The 17,730-nt window shown below is 70.0% G+C and carries 12 protein-coding genes; 7 read left to right on the forward strand and 5 right to left on the reverse strand.

Annotation, left to right across the window (positions count from 1 at the left end; genetic code table 11):
- Positions 1-1,515: a DUF1592 domain-containing protein gene (locus WME82_RS22145; protein WP_438044408.1), complete on the reverse strand. Its 1,515-nt coding sequence runs from the start codon at positions 1,513-1,515 to the stop codon at positions 1-3.
- Between the two features lie 625 nt (positions 1,516-2,140).
- On the reverse strand, positions 2,141-3,202 hold the full coding sequence (locus WME82_RS22150; protein ID WP_438044409.1) for an MBL fold metallo-hydrolase: 1,062 nt from the start codon (positions 3,200-3,202) through the stop codon (positions 2,141-2,143).
- A gap of 82 nt (positions 3,203-3,284) precedes the next feature.
- Here WME82_RS22150 and WME82_RS22155 point away from each other — a divergent pair, with 82 nt between their 5' ends.
- The 4 genes from WME82_RS22155 (at position 3,285) to WME82_RS22170 (ending at position 8,209) form a co-directional block, all read left to right on the forward strand.
- Positions 3,285-4,208: a LysR family transcriptional regulator gene (locus WME82_RS22155; protein ID WP_438044410.1), complete on the forward strand. Its 924-nt coding sequence runs from the start codon at positions 3,285-3,287 to the stop codon at positions 4,206-4,208.
- 275 nt (positions 4,209-4,483) lie between these two features.
- Entirely contained in the window at positions 4,484-5,455 is a 972-nt protein-coding gene (locus tag WME82_RS22160) for a hypothetical protein (RefSeq protein WP_438044411.1), read from the forward strand.
- A gap of 338 nt (positions 5,456-5,793) precedes the next feature.
- Positions 5,794-6,831 carry a hypothetical protein gene (locus tag WME82_RS22165; protein WP_438044412.1) on the forward strand — a complete coding sequence of 346 codons (1,038 nt, stop codon included), beginning with the start codon at positions 5,794-5,796 and terminating at the stop codon, positions 6,829-6,831.
- Between the two features lie 37 nt (positions 6,832-6,868).
- Positions 6,869-8,209 (forward strand): hypothetical protein, encoded by a 1,341-nt coding sequence (locus tag WME82_RS22170; RefSeq protein WP_438044413.1) that lies wholly within the window; start codon positions 6,869-6,871, stop codon positions 8,207-8,209.
- Between the two features lie 97 nt (positions 8,210-8,306).
- Here the strand turns inward: WME82_RS22170 and WME82_RS22175 are convergent, their stop codons facing one another.
- Together WME82_RS22175 and pucL are read right to left on the reverse strand one after the other, a co-directional pair.
- Positions 8,307-9,518 (reverse strand): PAS domain S-box protein, encoded by a 1,212-nt coding sequence (locus WME82_RS22175; RefSeq protein WP_438044414.1) that lies wholly within the window; start codon positions 9,516-9,518, stop codon positions 8,307-8,309.
- Between the two features lie 59 nt (positions 9,519-9,577).
- A complete protein-coding gene (gene pucL / locus WME82_RS22180) occupies positions 9,578-10,423 on the reverse strand; it encodes a factor-independent urate hydroxylase (protein WP_438044415.1) in 846 nt (281 codons plus the stop codon).
- A 218-nt stretch (positions 10,424-10,641) separates the two neighbouring features.
- On the opposite strand from pucL, the gene WME82_RS22185 reads away from it, so the two are divergent.
- The 3 genes from WME82_RS22185 to WME82_RS22195 all read left to right on the forward strand — a co-directional run bounded on the left by WME82_RS22185 (position 10,642) and on the right by WME82_RS22195 (position 14,802).
- Positions 10,642-12,150 (forward strand): cobalamin B12-binding domain-containing protein, encoded by a 1,509-nt coding sequence (locus tag WME82_RS22185; RefSeq protein ID WP_438044416.1) that lies wholly within the window; start codon positions 10,642-10,644, stop codon positions 12,148-12,150.
- Between the two features lie 127 nt (positions 12,151-12,277).
- Entirely contained in the window at positions 12,278-13,615 is a 1,338-nt protein-coding gene (locus tag WME82_RS22190) for a sensor histidine kinase (RefSeq protein WP_438044417.1), read from the forward strand.
- A complete protein-coding gene (locus WME82_RS22195) occupies positions 13,612-14,802 on the forward strand; it encodes an ATP-binding protein (RefSeq protein ID WP_438044418.1) in 1,191 nt (396 codons plus the stop codon). The genes WME82_RS22190 and WME82_RS22195 overlap by 4 nt, the downstream gene beginning before the upstream one ends.
- 31 nt (positions 14,803-14,833) lie before the next feature.
- Here WME82_RS22195 and WME82_RS22200 read toward each other — a convergent pair whose 3' ends face one another.
- Positions 14,834-17,461: a glycoside hydrolase family 15 protein gene (locus WME82_RS22200; RefSeq protein ID WP_438044419.1), complete on the reverse strand. Its 2,628-nt coding sequence runs from the start codon at positions 17,459-17,461 to the stop codon at positions 14,834-14,836.
- Positions 17,462-17,730: the final 269 nt, after the last annotated feature.

The raw sequence follows: 17,730 nt of genomic DNA on the forward strand, positions 1-17,730 counted from the left end.
TCACTCCTCCTCTGCGATCGCGCTGCGGTACTGGAACGCGTCGGTCTGCGTCGTCGCCACGATGAGCTCCACGAGGTCGCCCTCCGAACCGTGGAACCCTGCGCGCAGCCCGTCGAGCGAGCACTCGTCGTCGATGTTCTCGAAGCGGCCCGCCGTGTAGCGGAACCATTGCGTCGCGAGGCACTCGCGGACCTGCACGCTCCCGGCGAGCTTCTCCGCCAGCTGGCGAACGCCGACGAACGGGCCGTCCATGTCATCGGACAGGACCATCTCCCCGGAGACGTCGATGACCTGCCCGCCCTCCTCGGTGCGGTACGCGCCCACGGCGTCGAAGTTCTCGAACGCGAAGCCGATCGGATCCATCAGCTGATGGCAGCCGGCGCACCTGGCATTGGAGGCGTGCTGGTTGAACCGTTCACGCGCCGTGACGCCCTCCTCGCCGGTGGGCGGCGTGAGGTCGACGTCGTCAGGAGGAGGCGGCGGATCCTGGCACATGAACTTCGCGCGGATGGCCTTGCCGCGCAGCACCGGAGAGGTCTGATCGGGGTGCGCGTGGACGGCCAGGAACGCGGGCTGCGTGAGCACCCCCGCGCGCTGGTCCGGCGGGAGCTCCACGAGCTGGGGTGTGGTCGAGCCGGGCGGGACCGTCACGCCGTAGAGCTCGGCGACGGACTCGGTGGCAAAGCCGACGGGCAGCGTGAGCAGGCTCGAGAGCTTGTGGTCCCCGGACCACAGCACGTGCTCGACGAACGCGGGAGTCTCGGCGCGAATCCCCGCGACGAGCTCGTCGTCGTACCCGGGGAACAGGCTCTCCTCCTTGACGATGGTCTCGAGCTTCCCGAGGTTGAGCCATTGCTTGTAGAACTCCGTGATGGCCCGGCGCGCCCGCGGGTGCTCCAGCATCTGGCGGGTTCGCTCGGCGAGCTGCTCGCGGGTATCGAGCAGGCCCGCCTCGGCGGCATCGAGCAGCTCGTCGTCGGGGCCGGACGCCCAGACGAGGTACGACAGGCGCGACGCCATCTCGTACGGGTCGAGGCGCACCCGCGACGAGGAGGCATCGAGATCGTGACGCAGCTCCAGGCGGAACAGGAATTTCGGCGATTGCAGCGCGGCCCGGATGACGACCTCGATGCCCTCACGGAACGACCCGTCCGTGCGTCCCGCGGCGTAGGCGCGCATCAGCCGGTCGACGTCCGACGTCTCGAGCGGCCGACGGTACGCGCGACGGCCAAAGTCCTGGACGAATTGCCGCGCGCACGCCTCCTCCTGGGTGACTTGCCCCTCGACCGCGGCCGGATCACACGGCACGAGCTTCGACAGATCGCCCGCGACGGCCTCGGTCGCGAGCGCCTCGGCAGCCAGGAGGTACTTCTCCGCGTGCAGCGAAGACACGGTCAGCACCGTCGCGTTGTTGTTGAAACCGCCGGCGATCTCATCCGGGGGGAATTGATCGGCAGGCGTGAGGGACGTTCCGAGGAGATCTCGGACCGTGTTGTTGTATTCGAATCGCGTCAAACGCCGCTGCGGAGCGAGGATCCGCTCGGCGCCGCACACCGGGGGATCTCCTTGTCCGGACGTCGAGCCGTCCTCCCCGGAGCTGGAGCCGGAGCCAGAGCCGGAGCCCGCCGCTCCGATCTGCCCGTTACCGCACCCGGCTACGGCCGTCAGCGCGAGCGTCGCTATGAGCGCGTGACCGGCTCGCCAGCGACGATATCCTAAGTCAGCCATACCGTGACCTCCTACCGTCGGTCACAACCTACGGTGAAGTCTCGGCAGACGTCAAGCGCTGCTCCCACCAATTCACAGCGCAAGACGCCCACGTTCAATGGCCGGACAGCGGTCAACAACGGACCATCGGCTGGCGAAGTCTGATAGTGCCCGAAGACTCCACTCCCGTCATATTATGGATCGACTGGCCGTCACTTGACGCGACACGCGCCGCGTCAGCCCAGCAGAACCGGGCGCACTACGGCCTGGGCAGCGAGGCGAGAGCGCGACTCCGTCGCACCTCTCCAGGCCACCCACGCCGCGCACACGAGTAGTCATTGGAAGAATTCCCGCTCCGGCGCGTATTGATCACGAAGCGCCGAAAGCTCTCCAATTTCGACCAGCGACGTCACGCGCGCCGCGCCCAGAGGCGTCACGGCGCGGGGGAGAGTTCGCAGATCACCTGGGGCGCCTCGTGCCCGTAGACGACGCGCAGGCTCGGGTGGGCGCGGACGAGCTCGCGCAGGCGCTCCAGGCTCCGCTGTCCCACGGCCTCGTCGCTCGCCGAGGGGCCGCGCGGGCCGATGCCGCGCTCGAACGCCCAGGCGTAATGCGACGCATCGCCGATGAGCAGCACCGGGCCGGACTCGGCGTTGACCACGAACGAGACGTGACCGCGCGAGTGGCCAGGCGTCGGGAGCGCCCAGAGCGCGCCGTCGCCCCACACGTCGATGGCCCGGTCGAACGGCGGCATGGGGACGCCGCGCGCGAACGAGAGCTCCGAGAGCGTCGCTCCCTCGGCGAAGTGCCCGTAGCCCAGGTGCCCCGCGAGATCGTCGGCCTCGCCCTCGCCGGTCACGATCTCGACGTCGCGGGGGAGCTCGCCGAGGCCAGCGGTGTGATCGCCATGAACGTGGGTCAGGTAGACCTGGCGCGGGCGCGAGCCGAAGCGCGCGAGCTGAGCACCGAGCGAGCGCCCCGCAGGGAGCGTGAACCGCGTGCCCATCGCCCGGTGCAGCCAGCTCACCGGCGCGCGGATGTCGCCGAACGGCTCGCGCTCGAACGGGGCGGAGAGGCCGGCGTCGATCAGCACGTCGCCGCGCGCGGGATGGCGGACGAGGTGCGCGTAGATCGGCAGCGGTTCGTGCTCGCGGGCGCGATCGAACGCGACGTGGTCGCTGCGGAGCAACATCGAGCGCGCGCCGCCGACCTCGCCCGTCTCCAGGGTACACAGGCGCACGCGCTGGCCGCGCGCGAACACGTCCTCCCAGGCGGAGGCGCGCTGCGGGGGCACGGCGAGCTCCACGCGTGGGAGCTTCGATGGGCTGCCAAGGCCGGCCCAGATCACGAGCGCCGCTCCGAGCGCGACGACGGCGCCGAGCCCGGCGCCGATCCGGCGAAGCCACGGGCGGATGGACGCGGAGGGCCGGCGAGGCACGATCGGCGGCTCGGGCGGCGTCAGAGAAGGAGCTTCATCGAGCGGGACATCACGCATGCCTCGTTTGTACGGCGCGCGGTCGCACACGGGTCATGCTTCGGCGTGATGCCTGGTATGTCGTTCAGGATATGATCCGGCGATGCGGATCGAGGACGTCGACTTCAACGGGCTGCGCGCGCTCCACCACCTGCTCGAGACGCGGAGCGTGACCCAGGCGGCGCGGCGCCTCGGCACGACGCAGCCCAACATGAGCCGCTCGCTCGCGCGGCTCCGGGAGGTCTTCGGCGATCCCTTGTTCGTGTCCACCGGCCGCGCCCTCGAGCCGACGCCCATGGCGCTCGCGCTCCAGCCCGACGTGGAGCGCGCCCTGTCGGCGCTGCGCACGGTCTTCGATCCCATGGTCCGCCAGAAGCGCGAGGACGAGCCGTTTCCGCTGCGCGTGGCGACGTCGGACTACGGCACCCTGGTCGTGCTGAGGCCGTGGCTCGCGCAGCAAGCCAGGGCGCGGCGGATGACGACGCTGCGCGTCGTCCAGCCCTCGCTGGAGACGATCGGCGCTCTCGAGCGCGGGGAGGTCGACCTGGCGCTCGTCCCGCGGGTGGACATCGACGGGCTGGAGCAGTTCGTGTTCCGCCCCATCGTCGACGACGAACACGTGATCGTGACGCGGCGTGGGCACCCGCTCACCCGCGGGCGCGCGACGTTCGAGCGGTACCTCGCGTGCGGGCACGTCGTCGTGGGCACCTCGCTGCCGGGGCTCTCGCCGGTGCAGCGGGCGATCGCGCGGCTCGAACGATCGCGGGACGTGCAGGCGCGCGTGCCGTCGCTGCTGCTCGCGCTCTCGCTGGCAGCGGAGACCGATCTCGTCGCTACCCTGCCCGCGCGCATCGTCCGCGCCTCGGGGCTGCCGCTCACGACCCGACCGGTCCCCTTCGAGGTCGAGCCCTTCACGCTCCACATCGTGTTTCATCCACGCTGGACGACCGACCCGCGCCATCGCAGCATCCGGGAGAGCCTGATCTCCAGCTCCACCGCGAGAGGGCGCTCCAGGGCGTCCCCATGAGCCTCCAACGTTCGTGTGGATCGCGTTGCGGGTGCGATTCGACCGGAGCACGCGATAGCGCCGCTCAGGCACTCCACGGCCTCCGTGCAGGTTCGACTCCGATACTGCTATGCTGGCGCATGGGTCAACGCGTGGTCGCGGTGTTCGGCTGGCTTCTCGCCCTCCTGGTCGTTCCGTCCGGCTGCCATCCCCCGCCAACACAGGCTCCGGCCGCGCTGCCCGCGCGCGCGACTCCGAGCCATCACGCGACTCCGACCCCGCGCGATCCGTCGGCCGTGATTGACCCGGACGATGATGCCGGTATCGCCGCGGCGCTCGCCGGCCACGGGCTCGATGGATGGATGCACGGCGCGGCGCCTGCGTCCGGTCTCTTCGTATTCACCTACCGGCTCCCGCACGATTTCTTCCGTTACGCTGACTTTCCGATGATCCCGGGGTCGCCGGAGGTCGCGCGGGAGCTCGCCGGGCTCCAGCGGCATGACCGGCTGCGCGTGTTCGGCAGCCTCGAGAAGAAGGGCCCTCAGCGCCATGTCCGCGTGCGCCGCATCGAGGTGATCACGCGGTTCTCCTCCGGCGTGGACGCGCCGCCGTATGCACACGACACGACCACGCACGCAGCGCTGCTCGGGGGGCGCGAGCTCGTGGGTCGTGTGCACGGCGTCGACGCCGAGGGCAAGATCCTCGTGGTCGAGCTCGCAGACAAGGTGGTGCCGGTCTTCGTGACCCGCCCGGAGCACGTCCGAGACCTGTGGCGCAATGACAAGATCCGGTTGCATTACGTGATCGCCGAGCGCCCCGATCGACCGATCCACCTGCGGCTCGATCCGGCCGTCTCAAGGCCAATCGAGGTCCTGGAGCGCATGCAGGCCGGTCATGGCCGGCCGGTCGACTTGGAGGGCGATCTCGTGCTCTTCCCGAGGAGCCCGCAGATAAAATTCGACATCTGGGCGCTGCGCGTCGTCGACAGGGATCGGGTGGAGCGCGAGTATACGCTCGTCAATTTCAGCGATCCGGAGCTCTTCGAGGCGATCCGCGACAAACTCGCGCGGGGCTGGGAGGCGCACCCCGGCGCCCCGGTGGACGCGCGCAACAAGTTCATCAAACCAGGCCTGCGCGTGCGCGCGAGGGGCGTGCTCAACGTGATCTCGCCGGCGCAGGCCAATCCGCAGATCTTGCTGTCGTCGGAGGGGGCGGTCGAGGTGCTCGGAGCCCCGGGAGGGGGATCGCCGCCTCCTGTCGACCGATGAGGCGTCCCCGGGTCCCGCCGGTCCGTCCTGTGCATCATCCTGCGCATCATCCTGTGCATCAGCCTGGCCCGACCGCCTGACGGGCTCGACCACGGCGGTCGAAGGCAATCGCGCCTCCATTTTCTGCTTGCCCACGGTTTCCTAGGACCACACTATCTGCCGGGGGTGAGGCACCCGCACGCGCCGCCCCTCGGAGCGTCATCCTTTTGTATCTCGAGCGAGCGCCCCCTCCGGCTCGGGCCGCTCGCGGCGTTCGTCCGTCAGAGCCCAGGACGCTCCACGCGCCCGCTTCACTGCCCCGTGTCCCGACGGCCCTGCTCTCGATCGGAGGTGCGCCCTTGAAACCAGCGATCGTCCTACCGCTCGTCATCGTATCGTCGTGCCTCGCCTCCGCCGCTGCCGCCGCCGAGCAGGCGTGCGGGTACTCCAGCGCCGGCTGGAACGCGCCGAACGGCGCGGCCGTGTTCAGCGCCGGCTCGGGGCCGATCGGAGACGTCCTTAACGCCGTCGGCGAGTTCCGGACGCACTCGATGCTGTCGCATGGCCCCGGACGGTGGGTGACGCATGCCACCATGAAGCAGCCGCGCGAGAACTCCTGGCCCGAGGTGTGCAGCACGCCCATCGTATCGAACGATCTGCTCGATGGTTATCCCGGGCTCGCGCAGGTCAACCAGGGTGGGATCTACCGCTTCCTCTACGGGAGCGGCGGGATCGGCCCGGCCGCGCTGACGTATCAGGTCGGCGATCCCAAGCGGGCCGCGTCGATCGGCGAAACCATCTGGTGGGAGGTGCCCTACTACGCCGAGCGCTCGATCATCGACGGAGGGGTCGAGATCCCTCGGCTGAGCGTCCGCGGCGACCGGGTGCACTACTCGTTCTTCCAGTACCGCAACACCGAGGGCACGCCCACCGGCGGGCCGGCGTGGAACAACGGTATGGTCTGCTCGTCATTCCTGGCCTACGCGCACCATCTCGACGGCCAGGGCGCCATCCCCCCGTACACGTACAGCCACGCCAAGCTCGCCAGCGCGGCCAACGCCCTTCACGGCGGGGTGATGGACAGCTGCGAGAACAGCCTGGGGTTCTGGGGCTCGATCGGCACATCGATCGTCTGCCTCTCGGACGTCTGCGACAAGGCCGCCAATCAGGTCGCGAACTGCATGGCCTCGCACGCCTGCGACACCAGCAGCAGCAGCTTGTGGAGAGGAGTCCGAGACGACCCGAAGACCGTCGCCGTGTCCATCAGCCCCGACCGCATCGGCGGCTGGAGCGGGCACCCCTGGGGGACCCAGGCCGGCGCGACCGTCTGGTCCGCCGATACGAACCACAACGTCCAGTGGAACTCCGGAGGCAATGTGTACGGGTGCTGGTACTGACGATCGCTCGAGCACGCGGACATGAGGAGCTCAGGCCATGAGGACCAGGATCGGTGCGCGTCGGTCGAAGGCGCAGTGGGTCGGCGTGGCGGCGCTCGCCGCCGCGCTCTGGCTCTGGGTCTGGTCGGTCCGCCCTCCCGAGGCGCCCGAGCCCGCCCGGGCAGCGCCGAAGGCGAGCGCGCCGGAGGCCCCGCCGAGCGCGAGACGCGCGGCGAGCGTCGCCGCGGCGAGCGCCGCCGCGGCGAGCGCGCCCGCGGAAGACCCGGCGCCCCGCATCGACGAGATCGAGGTCGAGAAGCCGGAGGTGTGCGCCGGCGAGGAGAACCTCATCACCGTGCGCGCCCATACCTCGAACGGTACGGATGAATACCTCCACAGCGTCATTGGCACGCGAACCGGATCGCGGGTGCCGCTCCGCATCTGGCCCGACACGGACGGTTCGTACGAGATGCCGACCATCGCCGTGTTCGGGCAGAACAACGTGGTGAGTCAGAGCGAGGTCCCGAGATACAAGGTCAAGGCCTGCAAGCCGGAGCGGATCGTCGTCATCACCCACAGGCTCCTGCCGAGCACCCCCGGTGACTACGAGCTCACGGCGCGGATCGTCGACGTCGGGGTCAAGGACAACCCCGACGCGAGGCCGTTCAAGCCCGCGAGTTATGCCTGGGTGTTCGACGACGGCGGCTCGGAGAAGACGAAGGCGCCGTTCGTGACCCACAGCTACGAGCGCCGGCCGCAAACCGCGCTCGTCTCCGAGTTTTTGATCCGGGTGGAGGTCCAGAGCGAAGCGGGCGAGAAGCTCGCCGGCCGTACCCTGCTCCAGATCCCGAACATGATGTTTCAGGACCTCGCCGAGCGAGGCATCGTGACCATCGCGGCGACGCCGACGCCCCGATTTCCCAAGCAGGACGGCGACGGCGTGGTCCGGCAGGCCTTCCGCTTGTGGCATCACGGCGACGCGCCGGTCCGGATCGATACCGTCACGGCGGTGCGGTACTACGCGGGAGCCTCGGACGCCTCACCGCGCGAGAAGGCGTCGCTCGGCCTGGCCGAGATCCCACCGGGGCAAGGGGTCGATGTGGAGGTGAGGCTCGACACGGTGCGTGAACCGGATGTCTTCACCATCACGTACTTCATCGAGGGGGAGACGGCCGAAGGGAACGCTGCGCGCGGGACGTTCTCGCTGATGAAGCCGCCGCCCGCGCCGACCAAGGAGTCGAGCACACCGGTCATGGAGCCCGTCCTCCTCGCGAAGATCAAGCGGGCGCGAGAGCTCCTCGCGCAGGAGTTCGTCACCGACGAGGACATCTGGCGGCTGGAGCGAGAGGGAAAGATGGCGGATCTCGACGTCTCGCCGCCGCGGACGAAGGCGCCATAGCCCGATCCGAGCGCGACGCCATGCCCGCGTCGACCCCTCCGCTTCGGGGCTCGTGACCGGTCAGGCGCCGATATCGATCGTGCCCTCGAAGCTCCGATCAACGTGGCTCGGCCCGCCGCGCGCCGTCGGCCGCGGCGGCGTCGGCGCGGTTCATCCGCTGGATGCAGAGCTTGAGGCCGGCGCGGAGGTTGCCCATCGTGATGATCCCCGAGAGATCGACCCCGAGCGCGATCATCGTCTGCGCCACGTTCGAGCGGATACCCGTGATCACGCCCTCCGCGCCTAGGAGCCGGATCGCGCGGACCATCTCGATGAGGTAGCTCGCCGTCTTCGTGTCGACGGCGTCGACCCCGGTCAGATCGAGTATCGCGAAGCGCGCCCCCTTGGTCGAGATCGCGTCGAGGAGGCTGTCCATCACCTCGGAGGTCCTCACGCTGTCGACGACGCCGACCATCGGGAGCGTCAGCACGCGATCCCATACCTCGATGATGGGCGTCGACAGCGCGCGAATCACCTGCTGCTGGGCCTGGATCATGTCGAGCCTCGCCTGGAGCTCGACCTCCTTGCGCTTCATGTCCGTGATGTCGAACGTCACGGACACCGCGCCGTTCTGCGCGCCGCGCTCGTCGAAGATGGGGAGCAGCCAGGACCGCCAGGTGACGCCGTGGGCCTCGACCTGATTGTCCACGACCTCTCCCGCAAACACGCGCCGCATCCCGTCCACGGCATCCTGGTTGGCCCCGTAGAGGTCGAAGACGTTCTTGCCGATGAGCGCCCCGGGCTTCACGCCCGAGTTCTCGAGCCCCTTGCCGTCATGATGGGTGAACACCCCATCACGATCGTACTTGCACGCGGCGATCGGGACGTGATCGAGGATGGCGCGCAGGATGATCGAGTCGTCCCGCGACGCGTCCGCCAGGCGGCCGCGGTCGGTCACGTCCTGCCCGAGGAAGAGCCTGCGCACCACCTGGCCGTCGGCGCCGCGCATCGGCTCGTGCACCCACGCACACGCGACGACGCGCCCGTCCTTCCGCCGGTGCTCGGCGGAGAGCGGCGCGCCGCCCTCCCCGTCGCAGAGGCGTCGCCAGAGGTCGACGTCGGCGCTGCCCAGCGCCGTGTCCGCGAGGCGGCGGCCAATCACCTCTTCCCCGGTATAACCCAGCAGCCGCTCCGCCCCGGCGCTCCACGCGGCGATCTCGAGAGACCCGACGTCGCCCGTGCACTCCACGGCGATGAACGGTCCGGTGAGGACCGCGTTCATGTAGCTCGTCGCGATCTCGATCTCGTCCGGGCCGGCCACCTGGTCCATGCGCCGCACTGTACCGGGCACGTCCTCGGCATGTCGAGAAAAACGGCCGCGCCCGACGGTCAGCTCCCTCGCTTCATCGTGGCATCGATGAGCCCGTGCGGCTCGTCGACCGGCACGAAGATCTCGTTGTCGTTGGTGAGCCCGAAGGGTGCGAGATCGACGAGCAGGCAGTGCTTGTTGGGGAGCGAGAGGCTCACCTCGTCGATGGCAGGACAGGCGGCGAGCACCGCCTCCCCCAGGTCATGAATGGTGTGCTGCACCGAGAGGCTGTGTCGCTCTGCGAACGTCTCGATCAGGGCGCGGCGGGCGCGCTCCCACGTCGCCGTCGGCGCCGGGTCGCGGCCGGCCGTGCGCCAGCGAGCTACCATGAGCGTCGAGAGGATGCGGTCCCCGGTCTCCTTGAGCGTCGTGAACCCGTCGCGCGGGAAGCCCGAGAACGCCGAGCCGGTGGTCTTGAGGACGAGGAGGTCCGCGACGCCGGACGTGATCTCGACCGCGCCGGGAGCCGCGGAGATCTCCGCGGTCCGCCGCTCCCCAGCCGCGCGGAGGAAGGCGTGAGGGTGCGGCGCGCCGCCCGCGTCGACGCGAGACCAGACGTTCTCCGCGATAGCGACCCTCGCCCGCCGGGTGTGCGGCTTGCCGAGGAAGTGCTCGGCGAGCAGGACGCCGAAGTCCTCGATCGGATCGACCGGATGGCCCTTGGCGAGCGCGTACACGGTGTTCTTCATCGTGTCCGTGGGCAGCACCTTGCTGTTGTCACCCTTCGTGTAAGCGTCGTCGAACTCGCCCTCCAGCTGGACATCGACCTGGACGTCGGTGAGCTCGTGCCGCGCGCCCGCGCGGCGGACCTTCACGAGCCGCACCCTCGATTTGCCGTAGGCGTTCCGCACCAACGAGATTGACATCGTTCTTCAGCTCCCGCGCCGGGCGACGACGCTCTTTTGAGACGCGGGAGAGACGGTAGCTTGAAGCGCGACGCCGGCTCAAGCCTGGCGGGTCCCCTCGCCCTCGACCCGTGGCGCGCGACGACGCTCCGGCGGCGGCCGCCCGCCGGAACGTCGTCGGGCGGGCCCGTGCGATATCGCGCGTGCGGCGACGAGGGCGGGTCACCACATGCGCGGGCATGGTGACCACAGAGCATGACAGGGCGGCCGATGAGCTCGTCGCTCGCCGTGAATCGTTGAGGGACGCCGCGCTCGCCCGCCTCGAGGCCGCGTCCGTCGCGCCGCGCGCGTTCGGAGCGCGCGGCGAGCGCGAGGCGCTCTCGCGCTGCCACGTGGACCTCGCGGCGCACATCGACGCCCTCGCGGCGGCGCTCCGCGCGGCGGACGCCCGGCAGCTCTGCGAGTACTGCGCGTTCACGGCGGTGTTCCTCGAGGCGCTCGGGGTGCCCCGGCGCGCGCTCGGCGCCGCGCTCGACGCGCTGAGCGAGAGCATCGGCGAGCAGCTCGATCCGGCGCTCTCTTCGCTGGCGCAGGACGCGCTGGCGGCGGGCCGGGAGCGCCTCTGCGCCTCGCCCCTCGTGACGCCGGCCGCGCTGGCGGCCATCCCCGAGGCCCCGTTCGCCGCCAGCGAGGCCGGCTCGGCGGCGGAGGCCATCGAGCGCTCGGCGGCGCGCATCGCGCCGATGAGCGTCGCGCTCAGCTTCATGCGGCGCCCGGCGGACGCGCTCGCCGCCGGCGCGAAGCGCGCCCTCTGCCTCGACGACGCCAGGCGCCACGTCGCGCAGCTCGCCGCGGCGGTCGACCACGGGTCGCCGGAGCTGTTCAGCGCCTATGCGGAGTGGGCACAGACGCTGCTGGTGCAGCACGGCCTCGACCCCGCCGAGCTCGTGGGCTACCTCCGCGCGCTCGGCGACGTCCTCGCGCTCACGCTGCCGGAGCGCCTCGCCGAGGCGCCGCGGCGGTACCTGGCGGCGGCGCTCGAGCGGCTCACCTCGACGCACGCCGAGAATCCCACCTTCGTCCGCCCGGAGGCTCCGCTCGGCGCCGTCGCGTGCAGCTACCTCGACGCGCTGATCGCGCGGGACCGGAGGCGAGCGGTGCGGGCCATCCGGGAGGCGCTCGACGCTGGCGCGCCGATCAAGGACATCTATGCTCACGTGCTGGAGCCGTGCCAGTACGAGGTGGGCCGGCGCTGGCAGCTCCGTCAGCTCAGCATCGCCGGCGAGCACTACTGCACGGCGGTCACCCAGATGATCCTGAGCCAGCTCTATCCGCACGTCGTCAGCGCCGATCGCGCCGGCCGTCGCCTCGTGGCCACCGCCGTGGACGGGAACCTCCACGAGATCGGCGCGCGCTTCGTCGCCGATTACTTCGAGATGGCGGGGTGGGACACCTTCTATCTCGGGGCCAGCACGCCGGCCGAGCACGTCATCCAGGAGGTCGTCGACCGGAAGGCCGACGTCCTCGCGATCTCGGCCGCGCTCAGCGATCAGCTCTCGAGCGTCCGCCAGGTGATCACCGCGGTGCGCGGCGACGATCGGTGCAGGGGCGTCGTCGTCCTGGTCGGCGGCCAGCCGTTCCGCGTCGTCGACGACCTCTGGAGGCAGCTCGGGGCCGACGGCTCGGCGCCGAGCGCAGAGCGTGCCGTCCGCACGGCGGAGCAGCTCCTCGCGGCGCGGAGCGCATGACCCCGCTCCGCGCCTTCAAACGCCGGCCCCGCGGGGTGCGTTTCGCATAGCGAGCTCCGCGCCGGCCTGCCAAAGACAGATCGCCTCCGCCGCGAGCGAGGGAGAGGCTCGGATTCCGATGATTCCGATGGAACCGCGCAGGACGCAAAGCGCAGGAGAAAACGAGGGAGCGCCGCTCGTGGCCCCGCCGCCGGGACACGAGCTCGGCGGTCCGGTCGCAGAGCTCGCCGCCGCTTTCCTCATGGCCTCGACCGCGCTCGCGATTGGCGTGTTCGCGCCGGACGGCGCGCCGAGGCTCACCAACCACGGCATGCGCCGGCTGCTCGGGGGGGCGGGCGAGCCGGGTCGCGCCGAGGCTCGCCTCGTCAGCCCGAGCTTCGCGGAGCTCGCCGCGGCCGGGCGCGGCGGCGAGGAGCCGATCTACCGCGGTATGCTGCACTTCGGGGATCTCCGGTCGATCGCGCACAGCCTCCGGGGAGAGGTCTGGCGGCTCGGCCACGACCTGCTGCTCCTCGCCGAGTTCGACGTCATCGAGCTCGAGCGCGTCGTCGCCGAGGTGTCCGCGCTCAACTCGCGGATCACGAGCCTCCAGCGCCGGCTCGTGTCCGAGCAGAAGGAGCTCGAGCGGTCGCTCGAGCAGCTGCGCGCCACGCAATCGATGCTCGTCCACTCGGAGAAGATGAACGCGCTCGGCAAGCTCGCCGCCGGCGTGGCCCACGAGATCAACAACCCGCTCGCCTTCGTCCGCAGCAACGTGCACACCCTGAGAGAGTCGCTCGATCGGCTGTTCGCCGCCTACGAGGCGCTCGATCGGGCCGCCGTCGGCGCAGGCTCGGACGATGTGAAGGGCCTCGCCGAGGCGCTCCGCGCGGAGGTCGAGCCCGACTTTCTGCGCGAGGATACGGGGGATCTCGTGAAAGGCACGCTGGGCGGCCTCGCGCGCGTGCAGAAGATCGTCGAGGATCTCAGGACCTTCACGCGGATCGACCGGGCGGAGGAGGAGCGCTGCGACCTGAGGGAGTGCCTGGAGAGCACCCTCGCGATCGCGGGCCCGACGCTGAAGAACGGCGGCGTCCAGGTGACTGTCGAGTGGGCCGAGCTGCCAATGCTGCGCTGCAAGCCGGCGGAGCTCAGCCAGGTGTTCCTGAACCTCCTCATCAACGCGGCCCAAGCGGTCGAGTGCCGGGGCCGGGGGAACGGTCGCATCGTGATCCGCGGGCGCGACGAAGCGCGCCGGGTCGTCCTGCAGTTCGAGGACAACGGCGCCGGGATACCCCCTGACGTCCTCGGCCGGATCTTCGATCCGTTCTTCACGACCAAGCCTGTCGGGCAGGGCACGGGGCTCGGCCTCACCATCTCGCACAAGATCATCGTCGATCAGCACGGCGGCACGATCACCGTCGGATCGACCCCCGGGGTGGGCAGCACCTTCACGATCACGCTGCCGAAGGAGCCCGACCGATGACGCGCGCCTCCGGCGAGCGGCCCGTGCTGCTCATCGTCGACGACGAGCGCGAGACCTTGAAGGCGCTCCGCCGCGAGCTCCGGCGCGACTACGATGTCCTCATCGCGGAGAGCGCCGAGCAGGGCCACGCGATCTTGCGCGAGCGGCCCATCCCTGTCGTCCTCAGCGACCAGCGGATGCCAGGCACGACGGGCACGGAGTTCTACGCGAGGGTCAAGGCCGAATTCCCGGAGACCGTCCGCCTCCTCATGACCGCCTACGCGGACACGAGCGCCGCCATCCAGGCCATCAACGAGGGCGGCGTGTACCGGTTCATCTCCAAGCCATGGGATCCGCCGGAGCTCGCCGGCGTCGTGAGCGACGCGTTCGCGCAGCACGCGCGCATCAGCCGCTGCCAGCGGCTCCTGTCGAGCCTCAAGACGAGCGCCGACGCGCTCCACCTCGAGAACCGGCAGCTCGCCGAGGCGACTCAAAGGACCCATGAGCTCATGGGCATCGCCGCGCACGATCTGCGCAATCCGATCGCGGCGATCCAGTGGTTCTCGAAGATGCAGCTGGCCGGCGTCGGCGTGGGGCTCGAGGACACGCGGCGCTACGCCCTGAAGATCCAGGACAACGCCGAGTTCGCGCTGCAGCTGCTCGAGGACCTGCTCGACATCACGACGCTGGAGCACGGGAATGCCGCGCTTCGCCTGCAGGAGGCCGACCTGCGAGGCATCGTCGCGGCGGCGGTCTCCCTGAACGAGCACGGCGCCGGCCGGAAGGGGATCGCGGTGCACGTCGACGTGCCCGCGGATCTCCCGCTCGTCTGCTGCGACGTCGCGCGGATCGAGCAGGTCCTGAGCAACCTGCTCAGCAACGCGTTCAAGTTCTCTCATCCGGGTACGACGGTGACGGTGCGCGCGCGGAGGCTCGGTGAAGCGGTCGAGGTGATGATCGAGGATCAGGGCCTGGGAATTCGCCCGGACGAGATCAGCGGCCTGTTCCGCAAGTTCCGGAGGACGAGCACCCGGTCGACCGGCGGCGAGAAGAGCACGGGGCTCGGCCTGTCGATCTGCAAGAACCTCGTCGAGCGCCACGGCGGCGCGATCCGCGTGGAGAGCGAGCTCGGCCGGGGAACGCGGGTGTTCTTCACGCTCCCGATGAAGGCCGGGCGCGCCTGCGAGCCCGAGCGCCCCGCGGCGTAGGCTCGCCCGCGCGCCGCGCTTAGCTGACCACTCACCAGCTCACGGTGTCGTTGAGCGTGAGCGTCCCGCCGGACGCGGGCGTGCTCATCGCGCGATTGCCGCCGCCCGGGAGGTTCTCCCAGGTCACGGTGCCGTCGGCGTTCTTGCGATAGTACTTGTACTGGAGCGCGCTGCTGGCCGGCAGGTTGACGCGGTTCGTCCACACGGGGTAACTGCGCGGATCGACCGGGACGCCGAGATCGGTGTTCCAGCTGCCGAGCGCCGCGGTGTTGCCAGTGACGTACATGTGCTGGCCAACCACGGTGGTCGCGGTGACGTTGACCGTGACGCCTGCCTCGCCGGAGGCGGGCGGCACCACACACGCGTTGTAGCGGCCGCAGACCACCGAGGGGACATCGACGACCCTGCCCGCCCGGATCGACGCCACCAGGCTGATGTACTCTCCCATCGCCCAGTTCAAGGGGCTCATCGACCGCGTCGGGGTGCCCGCCGCGACGTTCGCCGGCTTCTGGACGGACCAGCCGGTGACGTCCGTCGTCTCGCTCCATACCTGCTCTGGGATGAAGCCCTGGGGCGTCGAGAACGCCTTCACCGCGGTCAGGTAAGGGTTGCCGTCGGCGCCGACCCCCGTGCTGGCGATCTTGAACATGCCGCGCTCGGCCGTGAAGATGGGCCACAGCCGGCCCCGGCCGCCGTTTCCGTCGAAGTTGCCGCCGTCGTTCTTCTCACCGTATCCATCGTAGTTGTAGCGGAACCACGCGTCCCCCTTGCCGGCGATGGTCCGCTTCAGGATGGCGTCGTACTCGGGCAGCGTCGCGACGATCGAGGGATCGTCGGCCCGCTTCACCCCCATCCGCACGAGCTCGAGGAACCCGCCGTCGACGATGTACCGCTGGTCGTGCGTGCCGCCGCCGTTGCCGATCGTGAAGCTGACCGCCGCGTCCGGCCCGGACACCGGGTTGTACACCTGCGGCCCGCTGCCCGTGTTGCCCCGCGCAGAGGGGTTGATGCGGAGGTAATACCGGCCGTCGCCGTGGTACCCCGTGGTCGTGAACGTCCAGCGGTCGACGCCCTGCTGCCAGGCGTCGGCGGCGGCCATGTAGCGCGCCGCGCTGGTGGTGTCGCCGTTCGCGCGGGCGATCGTCGCGGCGCAGACGAGGCCCGCGATCTCCGCCGCGATGGTCGACGGCGAGTACCCGGCGTTCTCCTCCCAGCGCTCCTGCTGGGTCCATGGGCCGGTGTTGACGATGTAGTCGGCGGTCCTCTTGATCTTCTTCCACAGCGGGTTGTAGACGGAAGGGCCGAGCCGCCACGCGAGGATGATCGGCATCGCCTGCTCATCCATCTGCGTGCCTTGCCAGTACTGCCAGCCGCTGACCCAGGCGTTCTGCGGGAAGCGGCCGACGCGGCTGTAGCCCTGCGGGCAGCCCGGCGCGTCGTACTCGGCGGCGCCGCAGTCGCTCGACTGCTGCAGGGTGTTGAACAGGTAGTTGACAACCGAGGTCCCGGTCGCGGTGTCGCCGGCCGTCACCAGCGCGCTGGCGAACTTGAACAGATCGCGCGCCCAGACCAGGTGGTAGCCGCCGTTGTTGCCGTCGCCGTTGGTCTCGCCCCAGGGCGTGCCCATCCCCGCGATCATGGCGCCGTTCGACTTGTCCTGGATCGCCTTGAGCGACATCGCCGCGAGGTAATACTGGTCGTCGGCGGTGGCGCTCTGGCTGCTGAGCCCGGCCGCGTAGGTCTTCCACCCGTTGTCGTAGGTGGTTTGCAGCGTGCTCAGGCTGCTGCCGAGCGTCGCGTTCGCGGTGGAGGCCGCCTCGGTCTCGGTCGCGCCGAAGCCGAGCACGACGTCGAACGAGACGCTGGTGACGGCGCTCGCGCCGAGGTCGATCCAGCCCATCTGCGCCACATTGCCGCCGCTCGCCAGATCGTTTCGCCAGGTCATCGTCCTGTCGACGTTCCCGCCGAGGAGGTCGGTCCAGCCGTCCGACTCGCCGACGAAGCCGCTCGACACCATCGGCGCGCCGCTCACCACCTTCCATGGGCGCGACGCGGCGAGCGCCGATGCGCGGCTGTTCTCCGAGGCGACGAGCAGCGTGCGCCCCCCTGCATCGACGGTCCTCGACGTGTCGCCGGCCCCGGAGTTGTCCATCGCCGGGTTGTGGAGCACGTAGAGGTTGAACTGGGTGACGTTCCTGCCGCCCAGGGCGTCGAACCGGACGCGCTGGATCAACGCGTGGCGCCCCGGATCGGTGAAGACGGTCTTGGTGATCCGCCAGTTGTGGGCGCTGTTCGTCGTCGTCGCCTGCCAGCGCATGGACCGCTTGTCCGGCTGGGTCACGGTGAAGCTCTGCTGCTTCTCCTCGTCGACGAAGGTCTTCGCCGTGTCCCCCACCAGGAACTGCAGATCGACGGTGTTCACGGTGTCGAGCACCGGATAGAACACCTCGGACACGACGCCGCGATGACCGGTGAAGTAGACCCTCGAGGCCGCGGTCGTCGAGGTGCCGAGGAAGGACTTCTCAGCAGGTCCCCACACAGAGGGTACCCCGACCCCCTTGGCGGCAATGGCGGCGCCGAGCGCCTTCAGGGCCTCTGCCTTCGACGGGGCCCTGCCGGCGGCGCCGAACGGGAACGGGACAGCGGACTCCCCGGCCATCGGCTCCTCTGCGTCCGTGTCGAGCGCGCAGCCCGCGAGCCCGAGTGCCAGGCAAACAATTGCAGTGTCACAAGAAATGCGCTTCAGCATCACGCCATTCCCCTTCCATCGGGTGGCCGTCGCGTGAAGACCGCTCCACGGCTACCGTAAGCCAGCGAGTTGGTTGATGTTTTTACGTGGAACTGGCGGATCGCGGCCCGGGCCCCCTGCGCTCACTTCGCTCCGGCTCCGCGTGGGACGCCAGCAATGCTGTAGCGTAGCACGCGATC

The sequence above is a fragment of the Sorangium sp. So ce128 genome (assembly GCF_051525245.1).
In the GTDB taxonomy this organism is placed as follows: Bacteria; Myxococcota_A; Polyangia; order Polyangiales; family Polyangiaceae; genus Sorangium; species Sorangium cellulosum_B.